The sequence below is a fragment of the Hydrocarboniphaga sp. genome (genome assembly GCF_965279055.1).
Taxonomy (GTDB): domain Bacteria; phylum Pseudomonadota; class Gammaproteobacteria; order Nevskiales; family Nevskiaceae; genus Hydrocarboniphaga.
Map to the genome: position 1 here is coordinate 3,628,657 of NZ_OZ257125.1, position 26,646 is coordinate 3,655,302.

Annotated in this window: 28 protein-coding genes, 1 tRNA gene and 1 pseudogene; 12 read left to right on the forward strand and 18 right to left on the reverse strand. The window is 65.5% G+C overall.

What is annotated here, in order from left to right:
- Positions 1–42 precede the first annotated feature (42 nt).
- From ACQZF9_RS16355 to ACQZF9_RS16375, 5 genes are all read right to left on the reverse strand, one after another.
- Positions 43–423, reverse strand: coding sequence for an MmcQ/YjbR family DNA-binding protein (locus ACQZF9_RS16355; RefSeq protein WP_428310027.1), 381 nt, complete (start codon positions 421–423; stop codon positions 43–45).
- Positions 408–968, reverse strand: coding sequence for a hypothetical protein (locus ACQZF9_RS16360; protein WP_428310028.1), 561 nt, complete (start codon positions 966–968; stop codon positions 408–410). The genes ACQZF9_RS16355 and ACQZF9_RS16360 overlap by 16 nt, the downstream gene beginning before the upstream one ends.
- 84 nt (positions 969–1,052) lie before the next feature.
- Positions 1,053–3,566 carry a hypothetical protein gene (locus tag ACQZF9_RS16365; RefSeq protein ID WP_428310029.1) on the reverse strand — a complete coding sequence of 838 codons (2,514 nt, stop codon included), beginning with the start codon at positions 3,564–3,566 and terminating at the stop codon, positions 1,053–1,055.
- 31 nt (positions 3,567–3,597) lie between these two features.
- Complete coding sequence (locus ACQZF9_RS16370; RefSeq protein ID WP_428310030.1) at positions 3,598–4,314, reverse strand: hypothetical protein; 717 nt, start codon at positions 4,312–4,314, stop codon at positions 3,598–3,600.
- Positions 4,315–4,469: 155 nt separating this feature from the next.
- Entirely contained in the window at positions 4,470–4,622 is a 153-nt protein-coding gene (locus tag ACQZF9_RS16375) for a hypothetical protein (protein WP_428310031.1), read from the reverse strand.
- A 199-nt stretch (positions 4,623–4,821) separates the two neighbouring features.
- On the opposite strand from ACQZF9_RS16375, the gene ACQZF9_RS16380 reads away from it, so the two are divergent.
- Positions 4,822–5,388 (forward strand): YSC84-related protein, encoded by a 567-nt coding sequence (locus ACQZF9_RS16380; RefSeq protein WP_428310032.1) that lies wholly within the window; start codon positions 4,822–4,824, stop codon positions 5,386–5,388.
- 60 nt (positions 5,389–5,448) lie between these two features.
- Here ACQZF9_RS16380 and ACQZF9_RS16385 read toward each other — a convergent pair whose 3' ends face one another.
- The 6 genes from ACQZF9_RS16385 to ACQZF9_RS16410 form a co-directional block, all read right to left on the reverse strand.
- On the reverse strand, positions 5,449–6,174 hold the full coding sequence (locus ACQZF9_RS16385; RefSeq protein WP_428310033.1) for an RNA pseudouridine synthase: 726 nt from the start codon (positions 6,172–6,174) through the stop codon (positions 5,449–5,451).
- A 423-nt stretch (positions 6,175–6,597) separates the two neighbouring features.
- The gene (locus tag ACQZF9_RS16390; RefSeq protein ID WP_428310034.1) at positions 6,598–6,873 is read right to left on the reverse strand and encodes a hypothetical protein; all 276 of its coding nucleotides are present in this window, start codon (positions 6,871–6,873) and stop codon (positions 6,598–6,600) included.
- Positions 6,874–6,951: 78 nt separating this feature from the next.
- Positions 6,952–7,554, reverse strand: coding sequence for a SprT-like domain-containing protein (locus ACQZF9_RS16395; protein ID WP_428310035.1), 603 nt, complete (start codon positions 7,552–7,554; stop codon positions 6,952–6,954).
- Positions 7,551–9,812: an ATP-dependent DNA helicase gene (locus ACQZF9_RS16400; protein ID WP_428310036.1), complete on the reverse strand. Its 2,262-nt coding sequence runs from the start codon at positions 9,810–9,812 to the stop codon at positions 7,551–7,553. Before ACQZF9_RS16400 ends, ACQZF9_RS16395 begins: the two co-directional genes overlap by 4 nt.
- Before the next feature lie 23 nt (positions 9,813–9,835).
- Complete coding sequence (locus tag ACQZF9_RS16405) at positions 9,836–10,513, reverse strand: hypothetical protein (RefSeq protein ID WP_428310037.1); 678 nt, start codon at positions 10,511–10,513, stop codon at positions 9,836–9,838.
- Between the two features lie 148 nt (positions 10,514–10,661).
- Entirely contained in the window at positions 10,662–11,252 is a 591-nt protein-coding gene (locus ACQZF9_RS16410) for a LexA family protein (RefSeq protein WP_428310038.1), read from the reverse strand.
- 121 nt (positions 11,253–11,373) lie between these two features.
- Between ACQZF9_RS16410 and ACQZF9_RS16415 the strand changes: the two genes are divergently transcribed.
- Entirely contained in the window at positions 11,374–12,213 is an 840-nt protein-coding gene (locus tag ACQZF9_RS16415; RefSeq protein WP_428310039.1) for a DUF817 domain-containing protein, read from the forward strand.
- 14 nt (positions 12,214–12,227) lie between these two features.
- On the opposite strand, the gene ACQZF9_RS16420 is transcribed toward ACQZF9_RS16415, so the two are convergent.
- A complete protein-coding gene (locus ACQZF9_RS16420) occupies positions 12,228–12,749 on the reverse strand; it encodes an MOSC domain-containing protein (RefSeq protein ID WP_428310040.1) in 522 nt (173 codons plus the stop codon).
- 79 nt (positions 12,750–12,828) lie between these two features.
- Here ACQZF9_RS16420 and ACQZF9_RS16425 point away from each other — a divergent pair, with 79 nt between their 5' ends.
- Both ACQZF9_RS16425 and djlA read left to right on the forward strand, forming a co-directional pair.
- The gene (locus ACQZF9_RS16425) at positions 12,829–13,176 is read left to right on the forward strand and encodes an FKBP-type peptidyl-prolyl cis-trans isomerase (RefSeq protein ID WP_428310041.1); all 348 of its coding nucleotides are present in this window, start codon (positions 12,829–12,831) and stop codon (positions 13,174–13,176) included.
- A gap of 65 nt (positions 13,177–13,241) precedes the next feature.
- The gene (gene djlA, locus ACQZF9_RS16430) at positions 13,242–14,036 is read left to right on the forward strand and encodes a co-chaperone DjlA (RefSeq protein ID WP_428310042.1); all 795 of its coding nucleotides are present in this window, start codon (positions 13,242–13,244) and stop codon (positions 14,034–14,036) included.
- Between the two features lie 135 nt (positions 14,037–14,171).
- On the opposite strand, the gene ACQZF9_RS16435 is transcribed toward djlA, so the two are convergent.
- Together ACQZF9_RS16435 and ACQZF9_RS16440 are read right to left on the reverse strand one after the other, a co-directional pair.
- The gene (locus tag ACQZF9_RS16435; protein ID WP_428310043.1) at positions 14,172–14,912 is read right to left on the reverse strand and encodes a glycine zipper 2TM domain-containing protein; all 741 of its coding nucleotides are present in this window, start codon (positions 14,910–14,912) and stop codon (positions 14,172–14,174) included.
- Between the two features lie 188 nt (positions 14,913–15,100).
- Complete coding sequence (locus ACQZF9_RS16440) at positions 15,101–15,652, reverse strand: DUF2058 domain-containing protein (RefSeq protein WP_428310044.1); 552 nt, start codon at positions 15,650–15,652, stop codon at positions 15,101–15,103.
- Between the two features lie 261 nt (positions 15,653–15,913).
- Here ACQZF9_RS16440 and ACQZF9_RS16445 point away from each other — a divergent pair, with 261 nt between their 5' ends.
- Both ACQZF9_RS16445 and ACQZF9_RS16450 read left to right on the forward strand, forming a co-directional pair.
- Positions 15,914–17,485 carry a M4 family metallopeptidase gene (locus ACQZF9_RS16445; RefSeq protein WP_428310045.1) on the forward strand — a complete coding sequence of 524 codons (1,572 nt, stop codon included), beginning with the start codon at positions 15,914–15,916 and terminating at the stop codon, positions 17,483–17,485.
- 76 nt (positions 17,486–17,561) lie between these two features.
- Positions 17,562–18,110: an inner membrane-spanning protein YciB gene (locus ACQZF9_RS16450; protein WP_428310046.1), complete on the forward strand. Its 549-nt coding sequence runs from the start codon at positions 17,562–17,564 to the stop codon at positions 18,108–18,110.
- A gap of 140 nt (positions 18,111–18,250) precedes the next feature.
- Here the strand turns inward: ACQZF9_RS16450 and ppnN are convergent, their stop codons facing one another.
- The 3 genes from ppnN to ACQZF9_RS16465 all read right to left on the reverse strand — a co-directional run bounded on the left by ppnN (position 18,251) and on the right by ACQZF9_RS16465 (position 21,798).
- Complete coding sequence (gene ppnN, locus ACQZF9_RS16455; RefSeq protein WP_428310047.1) at positions 18,251–19,621, reverse strand: nucleotide 5'-monophosphate nucleosidase PpnN; 1,371 nt, start codon at positions 19,619–19,621, stop codon at positions 18,251–18,253.
- Positions 19,622–19,772: 151 nt separating this feature from the next.
- Positions 19,773–20,783: an LLM class flavin-dependent oxidoreductase gene (locus ACQZF9_RS16460; protein WP_428310048.1), complete on the reverse strand. Its 1,011-nt coding sequence runs from the start codon at positions 20,781–20,783 to the stop codon at positions 19,773–19,775.
- 52 nt (positions 20,784–20,835) lie between these two features.
- Entirely contained in the window at positions 20,836–21,798 is a 963-nt protein-coding gene (locus tag ACQZF9_RS16465; RefSeq protein ID WP_428310049.1) for a DMT family transporter, read from the reverse strand.
- 104 nt (positions 21,799–21,902) lie between these two features.
- On the opposite strand from ACQZF9_RS16465, the gene ACQZF9_RS16470 reads away from it, so the two are divergent.
- The 6 genes and pseudogenes from ACQZF9_RS16470 to ACQZF9_RS16495 all read left to right on the forward strand — a co-directional run bounded on the left by ACQZF9_RS16470 (position 21,903) and on the right by ACQZF9_RS16495 (position 25,225).
- A tRNA-Thr gene (locus ACQZF9_RS16470) sits at positions 21,903–21,978 on the forward strand.
- Positions 21,979–22,211: 233 nt separating this feature from the next.
- Positions 22,212–22,499: an FHA domain-containing protein gene (locus ACQZF9_RS16475; protein ID WP_428310050.1), complete on the forward strand. Its 288-nt coding sequence runs from the start codon at positions 22,212–22,214 to the stop codon at positions 22,497–22,499.
- A gap of 119 nt (positions 22,500–22,618) precedes the next feature.
- The gene (locus ACQZF9_RS16480) at positions 22,619–23,980 is read left to right on the forward strand and encodes an ATP-binding protein (protein ID WP_428310051.1); all 1,362 of its coding nucleotides are present in this window, start codon (positions 22,619–22,621) and stop codon (positions 23,978–23,980) included.
- A gap of 88 nt (positions 23,981–24,068) precedes the next feature.
- Positions 24,069–24,205, forward strand: a pseudogene (locus tag ACQZF9_RS16485) (BrnT family toxin); the annotation flags it as partial.
- A 171-nt stretch (positions 24,206–24,376) separates the two neighbouring features.
- Positions 24,377–24,463 (forward strand): BrnA antitoxin family protein, encoded by an 87-nt coding sequence (locus ACQZF9_RS16490; RefSeq protein ID WP_428313447.1) that lies wholly within the window; start codon positions 24,377–24,379, stop codon positions 24,461–24,463.
- A 243-nt stretch (positions 24,464–24,706) separates the two neighbouring features.
- Positions 24,707–25,225, forward strand: a complete 519-nt coding sequence (locus tag ACQZF9_RS16495; protein WP_428310052.1) for a hypothetical protein — start codon at positions 24,707–24,709, stop codon at positions 25,223–25,225.
- Between the two features lie 183 nt (positions 25,226–25,408).
- Here ACQZF9_RS16495 and ACQZF9_RS16500 read toward each other — a convergent pair whose 3' ends face one another.
- Positions 25,409–26,584 (reverse strand): alpha-hydroxy acid oxidase, encoded by a 1,176-nt coding sequence (locus ACQZF9_RS16500; protein ID WP_428310053.1) that lies wholly within the window; start codon positions 26,582–26,584, stop codon positions 25,409–25,411.
- Between the last annotated feature and the right edge of the window lie 62 nt (positions 26,585–26,646).

Below are 26,646 nucleotides of genomic sequence, written 5' to 3' on the forward strand. Positions count from 1 at the left end.
AACCCGCCGGCTGCGCTGCCGGTGCGTCGGAAGAAGCGCCGCTCAGCTCGCCAGGTCCGCGCGATCGAACTCGGCGACCAGCTTCGCCGGCGCGCGCATGCGCCAGGCCTTCTCGATCAGTTCGGGCAGCGCCGAAGGCAACACCTTGTCGAGCCGCACCAGGATCATCGGATAGTTCGCGTAATGATCGGTGATGAAGAACGCATCCGGCGCCGCCTGCAGCAACATTTCGCGATCGACGAAGTCGCAATAGAGCGCCAGCGCACCCTCGGCTTCGCTGCGCAGCCGCGCGATCAGCCTGCCCTTCACTTTCAGCGCCGGCGTGTTGTACGAGGTCGATTCCTCGACACCGGGAAAGCGCTGCGCCAGCACCAGCAGCTTGCGCCAGCGCGTCGCGGCCGCGCCTTTCAGCCCGTCGGCCACAACCAGGCGAAAGCGAAGCCGCTGACCAGGCCATAGATCAACGCGTCGAGCAGATCCTTGCCGACGCTGGAGGCGGTCTGCGCTTTCCAGATGCCGTTGCTAACGCTGCCGACCGCGTAGGCGAGAAAACTGACCAGCGCCGCGACATGGAACAGCCGATGCGAGTCGATGATGGCGATGCCCATCGAGCTGTAAACCACGGCCGCGACCAGCGCGGCGACGACGACATTCAGCGCAAACCACTTGCCCAGCATCGGCCCCATGTTCGGCAGGCCGTTGCGCTGCACGTGCAGCGTCGCCACCGGCCCTTCTTTCCACTTGGCCTGCATCTCCGGCGACTGCAGGTCCTTCATGTCGCCGCAGTAGGGCAGCATGTATTGGCCCGGCTTGGGCGCGGACCCACGCAGCGCGGCGCGAACCGCGTCCTCGTCGGCAAGCTTGGCGTAGTCCGACTGGTGCCACTTGAAAACCATGTGGATCAGGCTGCTGCTGACGAACACGAACAGCGCAGCGACCAGCACCGGCAATGCGATATGAACCAGCATGTCTGTCTCCCCCGAGTGCCATGCGATTGGCACTGGGAGTCTGACACGGACGGGCCTCTGCGGGGAACCTGGCCGGACGGCGCTTTACTGCGGTGGCGGCGGCGCAGCAGCGTCGCGCTTGGCCGCAGCAGCCTGCTCGATCTCGTCCGGCGACAGCGGCAGCAGCTGCGCTTCCAGCGCGACGGTGTTGATCACCGCCGGGTCGTCGCGCAGTTTCAGGTACAGCTTGCCGTTGGTGGGATGCGGCACCGGCAGGCTGAAGCCGGGGAAGCCGTCGGAGACCTGCACCGCCTGGTCGAACGCGGCATTGCCGGACACCGAGTCGACCAGGAACAGGTCCGAGCCGCTGAGCTTGCAGGCGCGCTCGGGGCTCTCGGGACACTTCAGCTCTTTCAGCTGCGGCAGGCGCACCAGCGACACCAGCGGCTGCCAGTCGCCGTTGACCGAGTTGCTGATCGGCCGGAATTTCAGCGGACCGAAGGCCGAGAAGCCGAAGGCCTTGATCGGGTCGAGCGTGACCAGTGCGACCTTGGCGTCGCCCAGACGAATGCCACCGTTGGCGATCGTCAGTTTCGCCGAGAAGGCTTCGTCGTCGGTGGCGACTTCGATGATCTGGTCCGGCGGGAACGTCGCCGGCATTTGCGCTCGTACCGAGAACGTGAAGCGCGCGTCCTGCGGCAACACGTCCTGATTGGCCAGCTGGATGTTGCTGTCGCCGCTGGAGCGCGAAGGCTGCACGCTTTTGCCGATCAGGGCCACGCGCGGACGCGGCGCGTCGATGCTGGCGTTGACGCGCTGCACGCGGCCGTCTTTCAGCGTGACGCGCGCGGCGATGCCGCTGTCGGGCTTCAGCGCGGCCGCGGCCTGCGCGTCCGAGGCGGGCATCGTCAGAGAATCGATCGAGGCCTGCGTCGACAGATCGCCCGGCGTGAACGTGACCGCGCCGATCTGCAGGCTCGCCACTTCATCCAGGCGGCTGCCTTTGAGAACGCCCTTGGCATCGCCGGCATGCATCGCAAAACTGTCGAGGCGACCCGCATTGGAAAACACCTGGATCGGCACCGGATGCGGCTCGCTGACGCCGGACTGCGTGATCATCAAGGTCATCGAACCCGGCTGCGCGTTCTGCAGCGGCAGCTTCACTTCGACAACGCCAGGCTTGACCGCTTTCCACTCGGTCTTCAGTTCCTTGCCGGCCGGATCGCGCAGCATGATGCCGTCGACGCAGCTGGTGGTGCTGGCACGCAGGCGCACGGTGTCCTGGCGGCCGACGATCAGCGCGTCCTCGTCGTCGCTGGCCAGTTCCCAGGCATTGGCGTTGGCATTGCGCAGCGAGAACGTCGGCCCCTGATAATTCTCGAAGCCCCAATAGCCCTGCAGCTGCGCTTTCACGGTGTCGCCGAGCGTCGTCGCCGCCAGGCTCGACGTGTTGACGACGTAGCCGCCCTGCACCGCATCGGCGCGCGCCGGCAGGCGGATGGTCTTGCCGTCCTTGCCGGTCAGCACCAGCGCGATGTCGTGCGCAAAGCCGGTGGAAAACGCCAGCGGCGCGCCTTCGACCGGCAGCACCAGGGTCGAGCGGCCGGAGCAATAGATGTCGGTCGGATCGACCGGCCGTAGCGGCGGCAGCGAGGCTTTTTTCTCCACCGCCGGCAGCGCCACGACGATCACCGATTTGGGGCTGTAGAACGACGGCGCCGCGTTGAGCGTCAGCTGCAGCTTGTCGCCCTGCTGCGACGACAGCGCCGGGATGTACTGGAATTGCGCGGTGCCGAAGCTGTCCAGGATGCGCACGATGTCGAGCACCGAGGCGATGTACGGGCTGTAGATGCCGTAGCCGAGTTCCGGCGTCGACGCCGCGGCCATCACCAGGTCGGCGCCGGGGCCGCTGGTCAGCGTCTCGGCGATCGACATGCTGTGGCCGTCGTTGAGGATCAGCGCCTCCTGGCCCTGCGTCAGGCAGGCGGCCTGCAGCTGCGGAATTTTATCCAGGCACTTTTCGTCGACCTTGATCGCCAGGCTGCGCGCCAGCAGCGGCGCAACTTCTTTCAGCACCGCCGGATCGCCCTGGTTGAGCACGTGGATCGCGGCCAGATAACGCTCCAGGCGCGAGCGATCCAGCGCCGCCTGATTCAGATCCTGCGTCGCGCGCACGAACGCGCCGGGGCGGCCGCGCACCGCGCTGACCAGCGCATTGAAGTCGCCATTGGTCGACGGCGCCAGCAGGATCAGCACCTGCTGCGCGCCCTTGGGCACGGTGACGGTCAGGCCTTCCTTGCCGCATTTGCCCGTCCAGGTCTTGCACGGGAAGAACCAGCTTTCCGGCGGCGGATTGGTCGAGCCGGCCAGGAACGCGGCGACCATCAGATAGTCCGCGGACTGCGAAGCCGGGAACTCCGGCTTGATCCAGATCTTGTCGCCTTCGGCGAGATTGGGGACTTCCGACGCCGGCAGGATGGTCTTGCCGCGCGTGACCACCACGTCCAGCGTCGGCCCGGCCAGGTCGAACGGCGCCGGGCCTGCGGCCTGCGCCGCGGGCGCGAGCGCGGCGGCGAGCAGCAGCGCGGTGCAACGGAGCATCTCGGCGACGCTTTTCATCGGCACATCCAGCCTCTATTCAAAAACCTCGTCACTGATACCGCTTCGCAATGCCGTCCCAGGTCTTTTCAGTCTCGGCCAGCAACTGCGTGAACGCCTGCTGCTCGGCTTCGAGGCGTTTTTTGTCGACGACCTTGGCCTCGCCCCAGGCGCTGCTCAGGCCGCTGGTTTTCGCGGTGGCCTCCGCAGTGCCGTAAGTGAAGCCGGTGCGCACGTCGGTGAACACCGCGGACGCCGTGGACGTCACGTACGCGTCGCGATCCGGCGCGGTGCCGAGCGAGATCGCGGTCAGTGGCCCGACCGCGCGGCCCTGGACCTGGAACGAGGTCTCGACGGTGTAGATCAGCATGATGTCGGCCTGCAGCTTGGCCGCGGCCAGGCGCAAGTCGTCGAGTGAATCGAGCTTGTCCGGCAGCAGCAGGCGGCTCAGCGGGGTGACGCCTTCGATCGCCGGCCACTTCGCTATCTGTTGCAGCTCGTCGTCGGTCAGCAGCTCCTGCGTGGTGACGACGCTGTAGCGGCCCTTGCCGTAACTGTCCGAGCTGAAGGATTTGTATTGCGGCGCCTGCACGCGCACCAGCGCGACTCGCGCCGGAAAATGCGGCGATGGCATCCGGGCGGCCTCGCTCGCCACGTCAGCGCGGTCGATATCGGCCAGCCGTATCGGGCCGCCAGGGGTCACATAGCTGGCGCAGCCGGCACACAGCAGCGCCGCGGCGGACGCGGCGGCAAATAAAGGTCGCAGCAAAAAACCTTCTCCTCGCGATCAGGCCGCAGAGTTTAGCGTCCCGCAGCTGAACGCGGGGTGGTCTGGGCAAGACAGGCAACGATGGGAAGAAGTTTCAAATCAGCGGGGTTTCACCCGGGCCAGGCAGCGGTTGTGGCGCGGGTGAAACCCGGGACTCAGGACGAAGGGCCAGAGAGAAACAGGAAACAGGAGCCAGCCAGCAGCAGGCACAGCCAGAGGATCAGCAAGGCCACGCCCAATCCGCCTCGGGTATCGAGGTATCGCGGCAGCATCGGTGGCGTCGTATCGATCGGGTTGCGGTGGTTCACGCCTGCGCTCCAGCATCATAGGATCGGCGGCGCCAACGCGCTGCCGGTCATAAAGGTAGCGACCGCGCACGGCGGAACTTGAATGCTCAGCCTTCGATCGGCGTTACACGGTGCAACAGGCGGGCCACGGGGCGTTCAGCAAGTCAATGTCACTTTGCGCCCCGTTACCCGCTTTCCTACCGCATCAGGAGTTACCAAAATGAAAAATATCCGCAACACGATTCTGGCGGCCTCGCTCGCCGCCACCGCGCTGCTGTCCTTCGCCAGCATTGGCAGCGCCAGCGCCGCGACCAAGGAAGACCTCGACAAGGACTCCCAGCACGCGCTCGAAATGCTGTACAAGTCCAACCCCGCGGCCGAGGCGATCGGCAAGAAGGCCAAGGCGATCCTGATCTTCCCGGACATCGTCAAGGCCGGCCTGGTGTTCGGCGGCGCTTACGGCGAAGGCGAGCTGATCCAGGGCGGCACCGTCGAAGGCTACTTCAACTCGGTCACCGCCTCCTGGGGCCTGCAGGCCGGCGCGCAGTCCTACGGCTACGCGGTGTTCCTGATGAACGCCAAGGCGCTGAAGTACGTGCACGAAACCAAGGGCTGGGAAATCGGCGTCGGCCCGACCGTGGTCGTCGTCGACGAAGGCATGGCGCGCAACCTGTCGACCTCGACTCTGAAGGATGACGCCTACGCTTTCATCTTCAATCAGCAGGGCCTGATGGCCGGCGTCAGCATCGAAGGCTCGAAGATCTCGAAGATCAAGACCGGCAAGTAGTTTTTGCCGCGATGCGAAAAGGGCCGCGAAAGCGGCCCTTTTCGTGATCGGAAGCGTCGCTCAGAAGCGTTTGAACGGCGGCAGATAGCGCCACTGCCCCGGCTGCAGCTTGCCCATCGCGACACTGCCGATGCGAATGCGCTTGATCACGATCGCCTGCAGCCCCGCGGCCTCGCACATGCTCTCGATATGCGCGACGCGGATGTCCTTGGCGGCGAAGCGCAGGCGCTGCTCGCTCTGCCAGCTGACCTTGCAGGTCGGCAGCTTCCAGCCGTTGGCGGTGATGCCGCGGTTGAGCTGTTCGAGGCCGCCTTCGGCGATCGTGCCGCTGACCTCGACGCTGTATTCCTGCTCTATCCTGCTGGCCTCGTCGCTCAGTTTTTTGTTGACCTGGAAATCCCGGGTCAGCACCAGCAAGCCGCTGGCGTTGGCGGCCAGGCGCATCGGCACACTGAGCCGCGCGAAATGACGGCGCAGCGTGCGCATCGCCGGATCGGTGTGCTCGGTAACGCGCGACTCGGCACCGAGCAGTTTCCACGCCGCCTTGTCGCCCTCGTCGGAATCGTAGCCGGCGGGCTTGTGCATCACGATCGTCACCGGCTCGATCGGCTCGGGCTTGGCATCGGGCAGCAGCTCGACGCGCTGATCGGTGATCATGTGCTGCGGCTCTTCGACCACCTGCCCGTCGACGGTGACCCAGCCGCCCTCGATGTACAGCTCGGCCTCACGCCGCGAGCACTGCGTCAGCGCGACGACGGTTTTGGCCAGGCGTATGGGTTCGGACACGGTGTGCTGCTCGGCGGCGGATGACAGCCATTGTAGTCCGGGCCGCGGTCCGGTCCCTCGATACGCCGCTGCGCGGCTACTCGGGAGGAACGGGTTTATCACAAAAACCCGTTCCTCCCGAGTAGCGCCTTTGTCGCGTATCGAGGGCCCGGCAACTTTCAGGAGAAGTGAGGATGCAATCCAACGCAAGCCGGCATTTCCTGCGCAATGGTGTCACGTTCGGCCAGCCGGTGTTCGGACCGATCTCGGATCGCGCCGGCCGCCGTTGTATGCCGGCGTGCTCTTGCTCCCGGTCGCCAGCGTCGGCTGCGCGAAACCAAAAAGATTTGAGAACGTTAGTGCCGCGAAGGCCGGCATCCAGGGCGGTGAGCGCAATGCTTGACCCGTCCGGATTCACGCCTTCGCGGCACTGACAACTAGCAGCTAACTATCCCGCGCCGTCCAGCCGTCCGGCATCGGCTCGGGAATGATGCGGTTGATGTCGCGTTTCGACGCCTCGGCCTCGCGCTGCGCCGGCGAGCGTTCGTCGCGGAGCTGATCGCTGCCGAGATTGTCGTCGGCCTGTTGCTGCTGTTGCGGGCGTTTTTGTTGCGTGTTCTGCCCCTGCTGAGGCGATTGCTGCTGATGGCTGCCCTGTTGCTCCGGAGCCTTGCGCGGATTTTCCGGGGCGTTGTTCGGCGGACTGTTCCTTGTCGTCATTTTCGATCTCCTCGTTGAAGATGGATGCCGGACTGTCCATTGTCCGTTCAACTAGGACTGCCGCATCGGGCCCAGGTTTCAGGCCTGCGAAGCCCTGTCTAAGTCGCATCCGCTCAGCGGCAGTTCATGATTGCGCCGCGTCGATGGCGCCATGCGGCGTGCCAGCTCCATCTGATGGTAGGCCAGCGCCTGGCGGCCGAAGTAGCGCATCACCGCGGCCCATTCGGCGCCGTGATGTGCGATGGTGTTCGGCCAGTACCAGTCGACGACCAGATGCGCGATCTCATGCGGCACGGTCTGCTGGATCATCTGCAGCGGATAACGGATCAGCAGCTCCGGATGCACGCGCATCCATTGCTCGGGATGCTGGCGCATCGCTTGGTCGGGAACATCGCCGCCTTCGCGCACGCTGACCGCCATACCGGCGATCGTGCCGCGCAGATCGTAGATCACAGTCGGCCGCGGAATCGGCCGACGGCGCTGGCACGCGAACGCCGGCATCTGCCGCGCCAGCGCGATCCAGTGATCCACCGCCTGCTCCAGCCGCGCGCGCACGCGCTGCGGATTGCGGCCGATGGCGCCCTGCTCCCATTCCACGCCGCGGTGATCGCGAACCAGGGGCACACGGCGCCAGGGCTCGGCGCCGTGCGCGGGCTCGCCCTGACCCTGCGCGAGCTTCACCCGCCCCACCACGCCGGCAGCACCTCGCGCACGCGGCGCTGCGTATAACGATCGTCAATCAGGTGGATCGTGCCGCGATCGTCGCGCGAGCGGATCACGCGGCCGGCGGCCTGCACCACTTTCTGCAGGCCCGGATACAAATACGCGTAGTCGTAACCGGAGTCCTCGCCGAAAATGTCGGTGAGGCGCTCACGCATCAACTCATTCACCGGATTGAACTGCGGCAGACCCAGCGTCGCGACGAAGGCGCCGATCAAGCGATCGCCGGGCAAATCGACGCCTTCCGCGAACGCGCCACCCAGCACCGCGAAGCCGATCAGCTCGCTGCCGGCAGTGAAGCGCGCCAGAAAGCCACTCTGCTCCAGCTCGCTCATGCCGGCTTTCTGCGCATGTGTCGCCAACAGCGGATGCCGCTGCGCCAGCGCCTCGTGCACCTGCCGCAGATAGTCGTAGCTGCTGAAAAACGCCAGGTAGTTGCCGGGACGCTTTTCGTACTGAGCGGCGATCAGATCGGCAATCGGCGCAACCGACTTCGCGCGGTCGCGATAGCGCGTCGAGATCGCGCCGGCGATGTGCAGCTCGATCTGGCTGGACGCGAACGGCGACGGCACGTCGAGCCAGGCGGTGTCCTCCCCAAGGCCGAGCAGGCTCATGTAGAAATGCGGCGGATTCAGCGTCGCGGAGAACAGCACGCTGCTGGTGGCATCGCGAAAACGCGGGATCAGATAACGCGCCGGCACGACGTTGCGGATCGAGATGGTCGAATTGGTCTGGCCCATGTGCGGATGGCTTTCCACCTGCAGATCGCAGACCGAATGCGGGCCGAAGTTTTCCGCCAGTTCCAGAAAATGCAGCGCGTCGAAATAGAAACGCTGCAGATGCGGCGGACCGGCGTCGGGATGCTCGGTGTAGTACTCGCCGAGTGCGGCGACGCAGCGCTGCAGCGCGTCGGTCAGCGTCTGCGGCGGTAGCTGATATTCGGCGAACTCGGTTTTTTGCTGCGAACTGAAACTGCGCCAATCGCTGGCCAGCTGGTTTAGTGCGCGCGCGGTGGCGCGATGCGTCGAGCCCTTGACCTGCGGCAGATCCTGCTCGACCAGTTGCACCGAATACATCGCGCGGCCGCGCTCGACCAGGTTGTGCGCCTCGTCGACCAGCACCGCGACCCGCCAGTCGTTGACCTGGGTCAGGCTGTGCAGCAAGGCGCTGGCATCGAAGTAGTAGTTGTAGTCGCCGATGACCACATCGACCCAGCGAACCAGCTCCTGCGCCAGGTAGTAAGGGCAGACGTTGTGGCGCAGCGCAGCCGCGCGCACCGCAGCCTGGTCGAGCGTGTACTGATTGAGCGCGTCTTCGCGCGCGATCGCCAACCGATCGTAAAAGCCTTTGGCCAGCGGGCACGAGGCGCCGTGACAGGATTTCTCGCGATGGACGCAGGCCTTGTCGCGTGCCGTCAGTTCGAGCACGCGCAAGGGCAGCGGCTCGTCGCCATGCTGCAGCGACGCCAGCGCGTTCAGCGCCATCTGCCGGCCGGAGGTCTTCGCGGTCAGGAAGAAAATCTTGTCGAGATGGCCCTGCGCCATCGCTTTCAGCGCCGGAAACAAAGTGCCGATCGATTTGCCGATGCCGGTCGGCGCCTGCGCCAGCAGCGGCGTCTTGCGCAGCACGGCCTTGTAGATCGCCTCGGCGAGCAGGCGCTGGCCGGCGTGGAAATTTGCATGCGGAAACGGCACATCGCGCAACGCCGCATCGCGCTTGCGCTTGTGCTGGTTCTGCAGCGCGTCCCAGTCGATATACGCGTCGCACTGCTCGGCGTAGAACGCCTGCAGCGATTCGGCGCTGAAGGTTTCGCTCAGCGGCGTTTCGCTTTTCTTGTCGACATCGAAATAGATCAGGCTGAGCCGCGCCTCGCTCAATCCGCGCTCGGCGCAGAGCTGCGCGCCGTAGACCTTGAGCTGCGCCCAGTGCAGATGCCGATGGTTCTCCGGCACGCGGCCCAGATCGCCGCGATGCGTCTTGATCTCCTCGAGCACGAGCTCGGGATTGACGCGCAGGCCGTCGGCACGACCGCGCGTCAGCAGGCTTTTGTACTGCGTCTGCAGCGTGATTTCGCGCTGATAGCCGGGACCGCGGCGGCCGGCGACCAGCTTGTGGCCGGCGATGCCCTCCTGCGAAGTCGGCGACGGCGTGAAGCGCAGATCCAGGTCGCCGCGCTTGGCGCCGAACTCGCAGAGTTCGCGCACCGCGACCCTTGTCATCGTGGTCGTCGTGGCGGCCGGCGTCACAGCAGCGGCGCGGGATCGACCAGCGATCGGTAACGGTCGGCCTTGGCCAGCGCCATCCAGCTGCCGAAGCCGATTTTCATCGGGCGCTTCGGCGCCACGCGCAGCATGCGGATCGAATCACCGCTGGCAATCATCACGCCGCATTCCGGCGGCACGTCGTCGGCATCGCCGACGCCTTCGGCCAGCACGTAATAGCACTGGCTGGACATCGCGAGGTAACCGGCGCGTTTTTCGGCTTTCTTCAGATCGGCCTTCAGATCGGCACGCTTGACCTTGACCTCGAACACGATCGGCTCGACGTAGTCCTCGACCGTGGTGTTGCAGATCGAGAACACGTCGGGGCGCAGATGCAGCCAGCTCACATCGGGCTTGGCCAGCAAGGTAAGGCCGCGATAAGCGATGCGGCCGTTGCGCGACTGCTCTTCGCAAACGCGCTCGACCAGGGCCTCGTGCGCATCCAGCGCGGCGCGATTGCGGTTCAAGGTCGTCGACAGATGCTGCAGGCCGGCGTCGGTGACGCGCAGATTCTCCGGACCCGCGGGATGGCAGACGCGCTCGAGCAAACCGGCGGCGAGCAGATCGATCTCGATCGCATCCAGGCACGGCCATCCGGCCGAGCGGTACATCGCGCGCAGGCGCTGGTCGTGGGTGCGGCTGAGGGTGGCGTGGGTCACGCTGAAACCTCGCGGTATCCGCCAAACCCCGTTCGCCCCGAGTAGCTCACGCAGTGAGCGTATCGAGGGGCCGGATCGCAATCCGCTCTCTCGATACGCGCGCGTTGCGCGCTACTCGGGACGAACGGGGTTTTCTTTTGCTTTTGCATCAGCGGAACCGCTTGACCAGCCCGGTCACCACGCCCCACACCATCCACTCCTCGTCGTCGCGAATCTCGCGCACCTGGTGGATCGGGTTGGACGATTCCGGCACCAGCTTGGGCCGCTCGCCTTTCAGCGACAGCCGCTTCACGGTGTGGCCGTCGGCCAGGATGATCGCGATGACGATGTCACCGTCGCGCGCCTCCAGGCCGCAGTCGACGATCAGCTTGTCGCCTTCGGCGATACCGGCCAGGTCCATCGAGTCGCCCTCGACGGTGAAGATGCGGGTCTTGTCGGCGCGGCGGATCATCAGGCGGTTCAGGTCGACGCTCATGTCGACGTCGTCGTCCGCCGGCATCGCCGCGCCGGCCGGCACGCGCACGCTGACTTCGCCGATCAGCAACTCCGGCGGATCGATCATCGCCGCCTCGGACGGGACCTGCGCCGCCAGCAACTGCAGCCGGTACTGGCCCAGGTAGCTGACGATCGTCGGCACCGCGTTCTCGGGCACGCGCATGGTGCGCGTGGCTTCGCCGGGGTAACGGCTGCCGGTGCCGGCAGGGCGGCCGGCGCCGGGGCGGAATCCGCCTTTGGGCATGGCACAACTCGTCTTAGATTATTGTGACCATAATCAGAAATGCGGGGCGCCGCGTCAACCGGCCGGGCGTGGACCAGGCCCAGCCCCTAACATGCTGCGCTCTTTGGCCACATCCCTGCCCATGCTGAGCTCGATCGACGATCTGCTGCTCGCTCCGCGCACTTCGGCGCTTCAAGGCTGGCGGCGTGCGCTGCTCGAACTGCTCTGGTTCGGCGCCAAGGAGGCGCGCGCCTGCCTGTTCGCGGTGATCATTTTCGGCGCCGTGATGCTGATGCCCCGCAGCGGCCTGCTCGGACTCGCGCGCTACGACGCGCTGCTGCTGATCGCGGTCGGCGCACAGGCCTGGATGCTATGGCGCCGGCTCGAAACCCTCGACGAATTCAAGGCGATCATGGTGTTTCACGCGGTCGGTTTCGCGCTCGAGGCCTTCAAGGTCTCGGCCGCCATCGGCTCCTGGCGCTATCCCGATCCGGGCTACGCCAAACTGCTGGGCGTGCCGCTGTTTTCCGGTTTCATGTACTCGGCGGTTGGCAGCTACATGATCCAGGCCTGGCGGCTGCTGGATCTGCGCATCGAACGCCATCCGCCGTACTGGATGACCTGGATCGTGTCGATCCTGATCTACGCCAATTTCTTTACCCATCACTACATCAGCGATTTCCGCCTGGCGCTGGCCGCGCTGACCTTGGGTCTTTATGCACGTTGCGTGGTCGTGTTCCGCCCGCTGGATCGCGAGCGGCGCATGCCGCTGGCGCTGGCGTTCCTGCTGATCGGATTTTTCCTGTGGCTGGCAGAAAACCTGGGCACGCTGTTCGGCGTCTGGCAGTACCCGAACCAGTACGGCGCCTGGGCCACCGTGCACGTCGGCAAATGGGGCGCCTGGTCGCTGCTGGTGATCATGACGTTCTCGATCGTCGCGCAGCTCAAGCACATCAAGGCGACGATCGAACTGCATCGTTAGTGCCCGCAAAAGCCTCAGTCTGCCGCCACCCGAACTGCGTCACCGACGCGAATCACGCCGCCGGCGATCACTTTCGCCGTCATGCCACCATGACCGCGCATCGCGTTGTAGGCGCCTTCTCCCAGCGCCGCTTCCATCTTCGAGCAGGGCTCGCAGGGACCGGTGATCTGCAAGCGCACGTCGTCGCCGATGCGCAGCATCAAGGGCTGATCCTTGAACAGCGAACGCGCCGCGATCAGGTTGATGCCGGAAACGACGAGGTTGCGCCGCAGCAGCAGCGGATCGACAGCGCCACGGCCGATCAGCGACGCGATCACCGGCAGATGCTCGCCCTGGATCAGGCTCACCTGGCGATTGCCACCGCCGGCACGGCTCGAGGTTTTCATCGCGATGCGATCGCCTTGCAGACCGCGCTCCGCGATCGCCTGCACCTGCTCGACCGCGAACGCCGGCACGTCGCGATCCGGCCGCAGAATGATCGAATCGATGCGGCCCGCACGCGGGAACTGGCGGGTGAGTTCACGTAAATCCGGCATCGGCAAAGTTTACTGTAGCCGGGTCATGGCCCGCCCTACGGTAAACTGTGCCGCTCCTTCAAGACATCAAGAATTCGACATGATCAAAACCACCTCAGGCCTGCAGTACGAAGACACCGTGATCGGCTCGGGCGCCGAAGCCGTTGCCGGCAAGCGCGTGCAGGTGCATTACACCGGCTGGCTGTACACCGATGGCAAGGCCGGCGCGAAGTTCGATTCCAGCAAAGATCGCGGTCAGCCTTTCGTGTTCGGGCTCGGCGGCGGCCAGGTCATCAAGGGTTGGGACGAAGGTGTGCAGGGCATGAAAGTCGGTGGTACGCGGCGCCTGGTGATCCCGGCCGATCTCGGCTACGGCCCGCGCGGCGCCGGCGGCGTGATTCCGCCGAACGCAACGCTGCTGTTCGAAGTCGAACTGCTCGGCGTCTAAAGCGCTGTCGGCAACACGCGGCCTGCAACCGCAGGCCGCCACATCCTCGTGGATTTCTTTCTGCAATGAATTTTCTGATCTGGATCGGCGCTTTCGTCGGCCTGGCGTCCGGAGGCTGGAAAGGCCTGCTGATCGGCGCCGCCGTGGGTTACATCATCAGCCGTTATCTGCCGCCGCTGCTGATCGGCGCGGCGGCCGGCAAGCTCGGACAAATCCAGGCGCAGTTCCTGGATTCGACGTTCGCCGTGATGGGCGCGATGTGCAAGGCCGACGGCCAGGTCACGCGCAACGAGATCGAAGTCGCCGAAGCGCTGTTCGAGCGGCTGCGTCTGAGTGCGGACACGCGCGAATCGGCGATCGCCTCGTTCAATCGCGGCAAGGCCGACGGCTTCGACGTCGATGCGGAAGTGGCGAAGTTCGCGCAGGCCTCGCGCGGCCAACGCGTGCTGCACCAGATGTTCATCCAGGTGCAGATGTCGGCGCTCGCCGCCGACGGCGCGATGCATCCGGCCGAGCATGCGCTGCTGGTGCGCATCGCACGCGGCCTGGGTTTGTCCGAGCAGGAATTCGCCAATCTGGAGGCCATGCTGCGCGGCGGCACCAGCTCCAGTGGCGGCAGCAGCAGCTACAACGATCCCAGCGCGCTGGAGGCGGCCTACCGCGTGATCGGCGTGCCGGCGACGGCCAGCGACGCCGAACTCAAGCGCGCCTATCGCGTGCTGATGAGCCAGAACCATCCGGACAAGCTCGCCGCCAAGGGCCTGCCCGAGAGCATGCGCGCGATGGCGGTGGAGAAGACCCAGCAGATCACGACGGCTTACGATCGGATCGAGAAGGCACGGAGAACGGCGGCTGCCTGAGACAAATAACCCTCTCCCCTTGCGGGAGAGGGTGGCCGAAGGGCCGGAGAGGGGTTGTCTGGCTGAGCCTCGCAACCCCTCTCCCGTCGCTACGCGACACCCTCTCCCGCAAGGGGAGAGGGTCAAATCGTCGAATCAACGCAGCTGCAGATTCTCGCCGACGACACGCACCTTGCTGCCAACCGCGACGCCCTGCGGATCGGCGATCTTGACGGTGCGGAACGAGCCGTCTTCCATGCTCACGCCAACATTGTAGAAACTGCTGGAGCGCACGCCGCGTTCGATCTGGTGACCGGCGACACCGCCGAGCACCGCACCGCCGGCAGTCGCCACGTCCTTACCCTTGCCGCCGCCGAACTGGTGGCCGATGACACCGCCGGCGATCGCACCCGCAATCGCGCCCAGGCCCGAGCCGGAACCCTTCTCGCGCACTTCGTCGATCGACGACACCGTGCCGCAATCGACGCAGACCACCGGCGCCGGAGCCGGCTGCTGGGGCGGCGGTGCGTAGGCGGCCGGCGGCGGCGTATTGGCGCGCGCCTGCGCGGCGGCACGATCACGCGCGGCCTGCGCGGCGCGGCGCGCCTCGGCCGCCTTGCGCTCCTGCGCGGCCTTGGCGGCGGCGGCATCGGCCTCCTGCTGCTGCAGCCTGTCGGCCTGCTCCTGCGCCTGCTTGGCCTGCTCCTGCGCGGCCAGTGTCGCGGCCTGGGCCTTGGCCAGTTCGTCCTGGCTGGCCTTGAGCGCGTCGGCCTGCTGCTGCGCCGCGGCTTCGGCCGCGGCGGCCTGCTTGGCCTGCTCGTCGGCCGACGGGCCGCAACCGGCGGCGGCGATCAGCATGAAGGCCGACATCGCGGCGACGAGAATCTTGTTGTTCATCGGTGGCTCCGGAACCTGGATCGTGGGGAGTGTTGCCTGAGCCGATAGACCGCGAATTCCGGCCAAAGGTCGGCCGCAAATGTGAAGCTTCGGTGCAGGCAGCCCGCTAGTTTCGCCCAAGCTCGGGAAGAAGGCGAAGGATGCCGCCCTCGCCGAACGCCAGCCCGCGCGGCGACGCGTCTAACTCATCACCACATCAGATCGTCGGGCACGACGAAGTCCTTGTAGGGATCGTCTTCGGCCGGCTTGCTGGCTTCTTCCACGCGCGGCGGAATCACCGCGTTCGGATCGCGCTCCTTGATGCGCTCGGCGATCGCCGACGGCACCACTTCGTAGCGGCCGTCGCAGCGCACGATCCAAAGCAGGCCGGCGCTGAGCTGGTCGCGCACCGCCGGCGTCACCGGTATGCGGCGGATGCGCTTGCCCTCCTTGCCGTCGATGAAGTTGTACAGCAGCTCGCTCTCCACCTTGGGCAGCTTGTTCTGCTCGATCAGCTGCTTGACCTGCGCGCGACGCGCCTTGGCTTCGGCCTTGTCGCGCTGGATCTTGTTCAGCTCGGCGTCGCGCGCGGCCTTGGCGGCGGCGGCTTTCTCGGCGGCGATCTTGGCCGGATCGACCACCACCGGCTTCTTCGGCGCACGGTCGACGCGCTGGTGATGCGGCTGCTTGGCGGCCGCCTTGGCCTGTTTTTCGTTGATCAGGCCGGCCTGCAACAGCTGGTCGCGTAAAGACAGACTCATAGCGTGTTTCTCAGTAGTCGGATGCGGCCGGGCGCTGTGCGCGCGACGGCCGGACGCCAATCGTCGTCGCTGGCGGGGGCTTGTCGCAAGCGCCCGGTCTGTGCCTGGGCGTTTTCCCGCCCGTTTTCCTGGCTAGATGGCATGCGCGTTGCGGCCGTTTTGAGCCAGCCAGGCGGTCTCGCAAGCAAGGGAGCTACAAGCCGCGACGGCCCAGTCAATACGCAGCAGTTTGGGGACTACGACAAAACAAGGGGGTTCACCATGTTCAACAAGCAGAATCTACTGGCGGCGACCGCGCTGTTCGCGATGCTCGCCAGCGGTGCCGCGCAGGCAGCGCCCGACCTCGCCGGCGCCGCGGCGCAACGCGCGATCGACCAGCTGAAGACACATGCAGCGCAAATCCACGCGTCCGCCGCCGATACCTTCAAGGTGCGCGACGTCGTCGTCGACGCCGATGGCGCGCAGCACGTGCGCTTCGAGCGCAGCTACCAGGGCCTGAAGGTGATCGGCGGCGACTTCGTCGTGCATTCCGACACACGCGGCAACTTCAAGAACGTGTCGCAGACCCTGGCCCAGGTGCTCAAGCTCGGCATCGACGCCTCCGCCAGCGAGGCCAATGCGATCAGCGTCGCCGAGTCCACGTTCGCCGGCCTGCGCGAAGGCAAGGCCGAAGTCGCCAAGGTCATCTACGCGCGCCGCGCGACGCCGGTACTGGCCTACGACGTGAAGCTGCGCGGCTACGCACCGGACGGCTCGCCCAGCGTGCGTCATAGCGTCGTCGATGCGATCACGCTGGCCGAGCTGGACCGCTTCGATGAGTTCAACACCGCCGCCGGCACCGGCTACACGCTGACCTCCGGCGCGGTGCCGCTGACCACCAACGCGATCAGCGGCGGCTACGAGCTGCGCGACAACTCGCGCGGCGGCCAGTACACCGTCGACATGAAGAACAGGCAGTTCGGCCAGGGCAAGATCTTCACCGACAAGGACAATCTCTGGGGCAACTACACCACGTCCGATCGCGCCACGGTCGGTGCCGACGCGCAGTACGGCGTCGGCCGCACCTGGGATTACTACAAGGCCAAGTTCAATCGCGACGGCATCGCCAACGATGGCGTCGGCGCCTCGTCTCGCGTGCATTACGGCAAGAACTACGTCAACGCCGGCTGGAGCGACGACTGCTTCTGCATGATCTACGGCGATGGCGACGGCAGCGACATCATCCCGCTGGTGGCGATCGACGTGACCGGCCACGAAATGACGCATGGCGTGACCTCGCGCACCGCCGGGCTGATCTACTCCGGCGAATCCGGCGGCCTGAACGAGGCGCTCTCGGACATCTTCGGCACGCTGGTCGAGTACTACGTCAACAACCCGATCAATCCGCCCAACTATCTGATCGGCGAACGCATTTACGCGGCGAACAACGGCGTCCCCACGCCGACCACGGCACTGCGCTACATGTTCAAGCCGAGCATCGACGGCATTTCGCCGGACTGCTATCGCGGCAGCATCGGCGCACTCGACGTGCACTACTCGTCCGGCGTCGCCAATCACTTCTTCTACCTGCTGACGCAGGGCGCGGTGTCGCCGCCGGGCTTCAGCATTGCGCCGGTCGACCTGGTCTGCAACGGCAACATCACGCTGAGCGTGCTCAGCCAGAACCAGGCCGCGCAGATCATCTACCGCGCGCTGACGGTGTACATGACCTCGTCCACGAACTACTCCGGCGCGCGCGCCGCGACGCTCAGCGCCGCCACCGATCTGTACGGCCTGAACTCCACGCAGTACCTGGCCGTGGCTGCCGCCTGGTCGGCGGTCAGCGTGCAGTAGCGCGGAGTCCCGGCTGAAACAGCCGCATCGTTCGCCATGCGCGACGATGCGGCTTTTTTGTGGCTAAGATCGCGCCATGAAAATCCTGCTCGAAGCCGGCCCGCTGCTCGCGTTCCTGATCGTCTATGCGCTGGCCGGCATCTATGCGGCGACCGCGGTGATGGTCGCGCTGTCGGCGCTGGCGCTGTTCGCCGGCCGCTGGATCGAAGGGCATTACAGCGGGCTGTCGATGTTCACGCTGGTGGTCTCCAGCGTGCTCGGCGGCCTGACCATCACCCTGCGCGATCCGACCTTCATCCAGTACAAGCCGACAATCGTGTTCGCCGCGTTCGCGCTGGCGCTAGGCGCGAGCCATTTCGTCGGCGAGCGCGTCGCGCTGCAGACCCTGTTCGGCAAGGTGCTGCCGATGCCCGACCCGCTATGGCGCCGCGTCAATGCGCTGTGGGCGATCTACTTCGGCATCCACGCGGTGCTGAACCTTTACGTGGCCTACCACTATTCGCTGCAGACCTGGGTCTATTTCAAGGTGTTCGGCTTCGGCGCGGCCACCGTGCTGTTCGGGCTGCTGCACGTGCCGTTCCTGTGGCCGCAACTGCGGGCCGCTCTGCGGCGGCCCGCGGCTTAGTCGCGTCCCTCGATACGCCGCAAGCGGCTACTCGGGACCAACTGAGTTTTGTTGTTTCACTATCAAAAAAACTGCAGCGCTGCGTTGCTCCCGAGTAGCTCACGCAGTGAGCGTATCGAGGGCCCCGACTGCGATCGTCGCTACACCACCACCCGATAGCAGGGCACGTAAGCCTTGCCCGGCAGCTTCATCCGGCTCTGATTCACGAAGGCCTGCAGCAATTCATCCAGCGGTTTCAGCAGCGCCTGGTCGCCGTGGATGTCGAAAGGCCCGAGCTGCTGCACCGCCCTGATGGTCTCGGCCTTGACGTTGCCGGCGACGACACCGGAGAACGCGCGGCGCAGGTTGGATGCGAGCTGATGCTTGGGCTGATCCAGATGCAGATCGAGCTGGCGCATGGCCTCATGCGTGGGCTTGAACGGCTGCTGCAGATCGTGCGGGACCTTCAGCGTCCAGTTGAAGTAGTACGCGTCCTTGCTCTCGTGGCGGAAGGCGCCGACCGCTTTCATCTCGGTGGCGATGCGCTGGGCGACCGCGGCCGGATCGTCGAGGATGATGGTGTAGCGCTTGCGCGCCGCCTCGCCCAGCGTGACGCCTATGAAGGCGTCGATCTGCTCGAAGTAAGCCGCCGCACTCGCCGGCCCGGTGAAGATCAGCGGGAACGGTACGTCGGCGTTGTCCGGATGCAGCAGGATACCGAGCAGATACAGGATTTCTTCCGCCGTGCCGACGCCGCCCGGGAACACCACGACCACGTGGCCGACGCGCACGAAAGCCTCCAGACGCTTCTCGATGTCCGGGCAGACGACGAGTTCGTTGACGATCGGGTTCGGCGATTCGGCGGCGATGATGCCGGGCTCGGAGATGCCGATGTAGCGGCCGTTCTTGATGCGCTGCTTGGCGTGGGCGATGGTCGCGCCCTTCATCGGGCCTTTCATCGCGCCCGGGCCGCAGCCGGTGCAGATGTTGAAACCGCGCAGGCCGATCTGGTAGCCGACCGACTTGCTGTAGTCGTATTCCTCGCGCGAAATCGAATGGCCGCCCCAGCAGACGACGAGATTGGGCTCGACTCGCGGCAGCAGCAGGTTGGCGTTGCGCAGGATGTGGAACACCGCGTCGGTCAGGCCTTCCGTCGTCGCCAGATCGAAGCTCGGGTTCTCCATCAGGTCGTTGCTGACGAACAGGATGTCGCGCAGCACCGAGAACAGATGCTCGCGAATGCCGCGGATCATTTCACCGTCGACGAAAGCCAGCGCCGGCGCGCCGGTGAGCTGCAGCTGGATGCCGCGCTGCTCCTGCACGATCTTGATGTCGAAGTCCGGATAGCGCTCGAGCAGCTCCTTGCCGTCATCGAGAAAACTGCCGCTGTTGAGCACTGCCAGCGCGCTGTTGCGGAACACCGGATACAGGCCGCCCTCGCTGTGATCGAGCAGCTTGTGGATCTCGGCCTTGGACAGCACCCGCAGCCGGCCCTCGGGTGACACGCGCGCGTCGACGACGTCGTACTTCATGTGTTTGCCGCTCTCCGTTGTAGTAATCAGCGGCATGCGTGATACGCGCATCGCGTGACAACTTCAAGCCAGGGCCCGTAAGACGCGCTGTAGGAGCGGGCTTGCCCGCGACCTGCAAGCTCGCAGTCGCGGGCAAGCCCGCTCCTACATTTCAAGCAGCCAGCCGATCGCGCACCTGCGCCGCAATCTCGAACGAGCGCATGCGCGCGCCATGATCGTGGATCATCGCGGTCAGCATCAGCTCGTCGGGCCGGTAGCGCTCGATGAAGCGGCGGATGCCGCGCTCCACCGTCTCCGGCGAGCCGACCACCGAGCAGCTCAGCGCCTGGGCGATGCCGGCCTGCTCCATCGGCGACCAGCGCCCGTCCATCGTCGACACCGGCCTCGGCAACAGGCCCGGCGTGCCGGTGCGCAGCTTCAGGAACTGCTGTTGCAGCGAGGTGAACAGCCGCTGCGCCTCCTCGTCGGTATCCGCCGCGAACACGTTCAGCGCCAGCACCAGGTACGGCGTCGCCTGCTGCTCCGACGGCTGGAAGCCGCGCCGATACAGATCGATCGCCGCGTCCATCTGATCCGGCGCGAAGTGCGAGGCGAACGCATACGGCAGGCCGAACTGCGCCGCCATCTGCGAGCCGAAAGTGCTGGAGCCGAGGATCCACAGCGGCACCTTCAGGCCGCGGCCGGGGATCGCGCGGATCGCCTGGTCGCGCTCCTCCTCGCCAAGGTAGCGGCGCAGCTCCATCACGTCCTGCGGGAAGTTGTGGCCGGCCGCCATCACGTCGCGGCGCATCGCGCGCGCGGTGTTCTGGTCGGTGCCCGGCGCGCGGCCCAGGCCAAGGTCGATACGCCCCGGGTACAGCGACTCCAAGGTGCCGAACTGCTCGGCGATCACCAGCGGCGAGTGATTCGGCAGCATCACGCCGCCGGAGCCGACGCGGATCGTCGAGGTGGCGCCGGCGATGTGGCCGATCACCACCGAGGTCGCGGCGCTGGCGATGCCGGGCATGTTGTGGTGCTCGGCCAGCCAGTAGCGCCGGTAGCCGAGGCGCTCGGCAAGCTGAGCCAGCTCCACCGAGTTGCGGAAGGTCTCGGACGGATTGCTGCCCTCGACCACCGGGCACAGGTCGAGGACGGAAAACGGGATGGCAAGCGGGCTGGACATGGAAAGCCTTACAGGAAGCGATGCCTTACCTGATGGGGCCGCCGCCCGCGTTTTAAACCGCCTTGTTTGTTTCACCCGCAGCCTGGGCAGCGGCGACCGCAGGCGGCGCCCTGCGCGCGGACAGCAGGAAAATGCCGCCGATCACCAGCGCGGTGCCGGCCAGTTGCAGCGGCGTGATCGGCTCGCCCAGCAGCCAGGCGCCGAGGAACAACGTCGACACCGGCCCGATCATGCCGGACTGCGCGGTCAGCCCGGCGCCGATGCGGCCGACCGCGATCATCGTCATGAACACCGGCACCACGGTGCACAGCAGCGCGTTGACCAGCGACAGCTGCCAGACCGCGGCGCTCTGCACGAACAAGCTGCCGAACGGCCGCAGCAGCGCGTACTGCAGCAGGCAGGCAATGGCCGACGCGGTCATCGCCAGCGCCACCAGCCGCAAGGCCCCGACCCGCGCCAGCAGCTCGCCCGACAGCAGCAGATACACCGCATAACTCAACGCCGCGGCCAGTACCAGCAAGCCGCCGAGCGCGACGTTGCTGCCGCCGATCCTCAGGTCGTGCCAGAACACCAGCACGATGCCGGCGTAGGCACAGGCCAGCGACAGCCATTGCCGCGGCAGCACCCGGCGCCGGTAGACGAGAAAGCCGATCAGCAGCACGAAGCTCGGTGTCAGGAACAGGATCAGCCGCTCCAGGCCGGCGCTGATGTATTCCAGGCCCATGAAGTCCAGCATGCTGGAGCCGTAATAGCCGATCAGTCCGAGCACGCCGATCCGCGCCAGATCCGCCGCGCCCAGCCGCGGCGTCTGCCGCCAGGTCCACAGCGCGACGCCGACGAACACCGGCGCCGACAGCAGCATGCGCAGCGCGATCAGCGTCACCGCGTCGATGCCGTGGCGGTACAGCAGCTTGGCGACCACCGCCTTGCCGGAGAAAAACACCGCCCCGATCACGGCCACACCCAGCCCGGACAGATAGGCGGGCTCGGCTTTCTTGCTGGGGGTCTCGGACACGGGCGCTGGGACGCCGGTCGGGCGCCCGGAAATGGACGGGAGACCGACATTATCGCCCAGATGCATTGTCGACCCCGACCGCGCCCCCTATAATCCGCGGCCGCGCCGGGATAGCTCAGTCGGTAGAGCGACTGATTCGTAATCAGTAGGTCGGAGGTTCGATTCCTCTTTCCGGCACCAGAGATTGATACAAGGGCTGCCAAAGCCTGCCGAAGAAACCTTAAACCCCTCGAGAATGAGGGGTTTTTCGTTCCAGGGCTTCCAATGCTTGCTAAAGGCTGCCGACGACAGATGTGAGTAACATCGTGAGTAACTGAGGGGTGTCGCGGTTGCTCACTTCGGAGTTACTCACATGGCCGGTCTAACCATCACCGAGCTGCAGAGCCTGAAACCGCGCGCACAGCTGTATCGCGTTGCTGATTCGGCTGGTCTCTGCATCTAAATTCATCCGAACGGCTGTGGTGGCGCTGGGCAACCATTCAGAAAACGAGATCAGTGTTCCTGACCCCAGTGTGAGCCGCCGCCATGCCGTCGTAGTCAATTACCCGGACGAGGTCTGGCTGTACGACCTTGGCAGCGCCCGCGGAACGATCTGTGATGGCCGGGGCATTGCTGGAGGCGTTTTTTTAGACGGCGTGCACGGCGTTTCTCTGGGCAGGGCGCAACTTCGCATTAGCGCGAATGCACGCCTGCTGGTATGACCTCGATGCTGCCCCAAGGACGGTCTAGGCCCCACGAGGACCAATTCGGCCGCAGTTCTCCTTCTGGAAGGGAGAGATATGATTTATATTCTCCTTCCCGCAAGGAGATGTAGCGCCCAATGACCGATGCACTGCCTAAACCCCTTCGCGAGGCCCTGACCGACATCCTGGCAACCTCTCTCTCGGCCGACCTGCCGCCGCGCACGCAGCGTCTGATGCATGGCCGCATCGAGTTACCCGGCAAGGTGACGGCGGTCATCGGCATGCGCCGCGCTGGCAAAACCACTCTCGTGCATCAACTCCGGCAACAGCGACTGGCGGCCGGGGTACCCCGCACCTCCTTGCCTTACATCAACTTCGAGGACGAACGCCTCGCTGATCTGGGCAGCAGCCAGCTTGGCTTCCTACTTGAGGAATACGGCCGCCGCGTACCGGAAGCCTACAAGGCGGGGCCGGTAACTTGGAGTTTCGATGAGATTCAGCTCGTGCCCGGCTGGGAGCGTTTCATCCGGCGCCTGCTCGATGCAGGCGGCGTGGAGGTCATTGTCACCGGTTCGTCCGCCGCACTGCTCTCGCGCGAAATCGCGACCGCCTTGCGCGGGCGTGCCTGGGAAGTTCCGCTGTTTCCCTTCAGCTTCGCGGAGTCGCTCACGCATCAAGGAACGCCAATTCCAGCCGACGCCGGGTTCCTGGCAGCCCCTGAACGATCAAGGATCGAGCGGGCTTTCCTTGACTGGCTGACAGCCGGAGGGTTTCCCGAAGCACAGGGCCTTGACCTAGCCACTCGTTCCCAACTCCTACGCGACTACGTGGATGTGGCGATGTTGCGCGACGTGGTGGAACGCCACGGCGTGAGCAATGTGTTGGCCCTTCGCTGGCTGGTCCGGCACCTGCTCGGCAACGCCGGCAGCCCGTTCAGTGTCGAAAAGTTCTACGCCACGCTCAAGAGTCAAGGCATCGCGATCTCGCGCGACTCCCTGCATCATTTCATTGGCTACCTGGAGGACTGCTTCTTGGTGCGCACGGTCTGGCTGGACACGGCCTCCGAGCGACAGCGAATGGTGAATCCGCGAAAGATGTACCCGATCGATGCCGGATTGATTCCGATCTTTGATCGCACAGGACGACCGAACCTCGGTCACGCTCTGGAGACCGCCGTACTGATCGAACTGGAGCGCCGCCGTTGCACGGTGGCTTACGTCCGCACGCCCGGCGGATTTGAAGTGGATTTCTCGGCTCGGTCACCGGATGGCGAAATGCATTTGATTCAGGTGTGTGCAGATGCAAGCGCGCCGGATACGGCGGAGCGCGAGCTTCGCGCGCTGGAGGATGCTCGCGCGCTACATCCGCATGCTCGCCTTTGGTTGTTGACTGCCACTCGCGACGGCGCGCCTGCGGACGTGCCTGCTGGTATCACCGTGCTGCCTGCTTACCAATGGATGCTCGCCGAGACCTGGACGAGCGACCCCCAACAAAAATGAACAACGCATATCCTCGAGAATCGCGGGAATACACCGCGCCTGTTCCGAAATTCACTTGTCTTCTTGGCACCGGACAACACCCGTCTGCAAGAGGTTTCAGGCGCTCGGATGGATCGGTGACCGGCTCCATATGCTGGTGTTTACACCCGGAGACGACAGAGTTCATGTGATCAGCTTGCGACGGCAAACGTTCGAGAGGTGCGGCGATATGAAGCGCAAAGTTAATCCGGCGCGAGTAGACGAAGAAAATCCGGCTTGGACCGCGGAGACGTTTGCGCATGCGCATCCAGCATCCGAGGTGCTGCCTGGAATTTTCAGCAAGAAAACAGCCGGCGAAATGCTGAAACCTAGAGGCCGGCCCAAAGCCTCTGAAACCCGGACGCTGATTCTCTGCGCCTGCCGCCGGAGACCCTTGCCCGCTGGAAGGCCACTGGCCCAGGCTGGCAGACGCGAATGGCTGAGACCTTGGCGAAAGCAATTTAGCGAGGAACAGTTGCGGCCGCAGGTAACGTCAGAATTGGAGCGGCGGCACGAATTTTTGCAGCGCTCGGAGAGTACGTCGTAATCCGCTGCATCGGATCGCGTAGCCGCTCGATATTTTTTCCGATATCGCCAGCCGTCACGTCGCCCGTCATCCGATGATTGAGCACCTTCACTCTTAAACCCCACGCCTCGCGTTTTTTTGTTGCCGGCACCGCGTGGCGTCAACCGAGGCCTGGCAGCGTCGTGATCCAAGACAACACCGTGCTGCCAGGCGACGATGCCCCGACCTGGGCGCATGTCGCGGCGCAGATCGCGCTCGCCGCGCGTGCCGTCTGGCAGGCCAGGAGCTGGCCGGCGTGGAAGGAGTTCTTTGCCGAGAACGCGAGCACGCGCACGCCGTCGGCCGATACCAGCGTGGTGACGTCGTTTGCGCTGCATGGCGCGCTGGTGACCGCGCTGCCGCAGATCGTCTGGCGCGTGGTCGGCGGCCGGCCGGAGAAACGCCGCGACGAATTCGGCTACCACGATGGCCGCGGCTGGCGGCCGCATCTGTGGGTGGTCGGCCGCGCCGACGGCATCCGCCTGATCGTCGACATCACCAGCGACCAGTTCGGTGGCCCGGACGTGGTCGTCACCGAAACCGAGCAGGCGCAGTACCTCGCCCACGACGACGTCGAAGCGCTGGAGTTTTATGCGCGGCAGGAAGCCGATGCGGTGGCGATGCTGCTGGACGATCTGGCGGATTCGCTGGCGGCGGGATGAGGCATTGCAGGGTCCGTGCTCGCCCTTGTCGCGGTCATCGAGTGCCGCCGTCTTGAACAAATTTCGTAGTAGCCAGGAACAGGGCCGCGGCCCCCTCCCTCGATACGCCTCGCAGGCGAGGCTACTCGGGACGAACGGAGAGCGGCTCAGGCACCTACGGCGGGTCACGCCCCGCCTGCATGACTACGCCGCGAATTCGCGCCTCCACTCGTCGACTAGCTCGACATGCTGCCGGCCGACATCGCTGATGCGCTGGCAGCCGAGCAGGCTCAGGCCGCGCGCGACTTCGTCTCTGAGCAGCGTGAGGGCGCGGTCGACGCCGGCTTCGCCGCCGGCCGCGAGCCCATACAGATACGGGCGGCCGATCGAGCAGGCATTCGCGCCTAGCGCCAGCGCCTTGAGGATGTGCGTGCCGCGGCGGATGCCGCCGTCGATGATCAGCTCCAACTGGTCGCCGATCGCGTCACGGATGCGCGGCAAGGTGGTGATCGGCGCGGCGCAGCCATCGAGCTGGCGGCCGCCGTGGTTGGACAGCATCGCCGCGGTCGCGCCGGATGACACCGCGCGCTTCGCGTCGCCGACGGCGCTCATGCCCTTGATCGCGAACGCTCCGCCCCATTCGCTCGCGACCCATTCGACGTCCTGCCAGGTAACGCTGCGATCGAACTGGCTGTTGACGTATTCGATCACGCCGACCGCGCCGCCGCTGAGCATATCGACGCGATGCGCGACATTGGCCAGGCCGAAGCCGGGATCGCGCGCGAAGTTGAACAGCCAGCCGAAGCTGCTGGCGAAACTGAAGAAGGTTCTCGGCGTGATCCGTGGCGGCATGCTCATGCCGAGGCGCCGATCGCGTTCGCGATTGCCGGCGACCGCGGTGTCCACCGTCAGGCACAGCGCGCGGTAGCCGGATTGCTTGCAGCGCTGGATCAACTCGCGGGTGAGACCACGATCCTTGAACACGTAGATCTGGAACATCTGTGCGCCGCTTGCTGCGGCCGCCACGTCCTCCAGCGAGGTGGTCGCCATCGTCGACAGCGTGTACAGCGTGCCGTGCTTCGCAGCGGCGCGCGCCACGCCGAGTTCCTTGTGATGGTGGAACAGCCGCGACATGCCGGTCGGCGCCAGAAGAAACGGCAGCCGCAGATCGCAGCCGAGCAGCGTGGTGTCGAGGCCGACTTGGCTGACGTCGTTGAGATAATTCGGCAGCAGTTGCAGCTCGTCGAAAGCCTGGCTGTTGCGTTGCAGCGACCACTCGTCGTCGGCGCCGCCGTCGATGTAATGGAACATCGGCGATGGCAGCTTGCGCTTCGCGCGCCGGCGCAGATCCTCGATGTTGTGGCAGCTGTCCAGACTCATCGCACGCTCCTCTTGGCAGCCAGGGCTCTGTGTTCGGCCGGCCTGTTTTAAATCGCGCCTGC